General features: G+C 65.6%; 2 protein-coding genes and 1 pseudogene. All 3 read left to right on the top strand.

Annotated features, from left to right (window positions below; translation table 11 throughout):
- Positions 1–301: glycine cleavage T C-terminal barrel domain-containing protein (locus VBE63_RS29950; RefSeq protein WP_323686610.1), on the top strand; the 301-nt coding region annotated here is incomplete at its 5' end.
- A gap of 264 nt (positions 302–565) precedes the next feature.
- Positions 566–958 (top strand): glycine cleavage system protein GcvH, encoded by a 393-nt coding sequence (gene gcvH, locus VBE63_RS29955; protein WP_323686611.1) that lies wholly within the window; start codon positions 566–568, stop codon positions 956–958.
- Positions 959–964: 6 nt separating this feature from the next.
- Positions 965–1,144: pseudogene (locus tag VBE63_RS29960) on the top strand (glycine dehydrogenase); the annotation flags it as partial.

Here is a 1,144-nt window from a genome sequence, read left to right on the forward strand (position 1 = left end):
TGGCCGCTCGGCACTCGAGGCGCAGCGCTCGAGCGGTGAACGGCGCGATGTCGTCGGCCTGCTGCTGACCGGGCGCGGCGTGCTCAGGAGCCATCAGCCGGTGCTGCTCGACGGCCAGCCCGTCGGCGAGGTGACCTCCGGCGGCTTCTCACCCACCCTGCAGCGCAGCATCGCGCTGGCGCGAGTCCAGGCCGGGATCGGCGAGCAGTGCGCGGTCGAGATCCGCGGCAAGGCGGTTCCGGCACGGGTGGTGAAACCTCCGTTTGTGCGCCAGGGTGAGGCGCGTATCAGGCTTGAATAGGGGGGCCGAGCCGAACGGTTCGCGCAGTGTGCAATGCGCCATTCAGCAACAACCTGAGTGCGGCTGCGCGCGTTTTCGGCGGCTCAACCATTTTCGATGCACCCAAGCTCACGCGAATGGCGTCGCGCCACTCGCCGCGTCAACCCGTAAGATGAATCACGAGATTTAGGTTTATCCAACACCGGCTCGAGAGCACCTAGACCTCGCGCCACATCGCCAACAGCCGCCGCCTTCACAGCGACGCGGTCCGTCAGGAGCCTCTGCATGAGCAGCATTCCAACCGAGCTGAAATATACCGAGTCCCATGAATGGGTGAAAGACAACGGCGACGGCACCGTCACCGTCGGCATCACCGATCATGCCCAGGACGCCCTCGGCGATCTGGTCTTCGTCGAGCTGCCGGAGATCGGCAAGCAGGTCGCGATCAAGGACGCCTGCGCGGTGGTCGAATCGGTCAAGGCGGCGTCGGACATCTACAGCCCACTCAGCGGCGAGGTCGTCGGCGCCAATGAGGCGCTCGATGGCGCGCCCGAAACGATCAACGAGGATGCCTATGGCGACGGCTGGATCTTCCAGCTCAAGCTCTCCGACCCGAGCCAGCTCGACGACCTGATGGACGCCGGCGGCTACGAGCAACTCCTGGCCGACGAGGGCTAAACGACGATGCCCTTCATCCCGCACACCGACGAGGACATCGCCGGCATGCTCGACACCATTGGTGTCGACAGCATCGACGCGTTGTTCGACGAGATCCCCGCCGAGCTCCGCGCCCAAGGACTCGACGGCATCCCCGCTGGCCTCAGCGAGATGGAGGTCACCCAGCTGCTGCAAGCCAGGGCTCGT

Origin of the sequence: Lamprobacter sp. (assembly GCF_034860625.1) — a bacterium.
Lineage (GTDB): Bacteria > Pseudomonadota > Gammaproteobacteria > Chromatiales > Chromatiaceae > Lamprobacter.

What these genes read in the sequence shown, in the direction of transcription:
- gcvH (WP_323686611.1), top strand. Translation starts at nt 566, where the DNA reads ATGAGCAGCATTCCAACCGAGCTGAAATATACCGAGTCCCATGAATGG.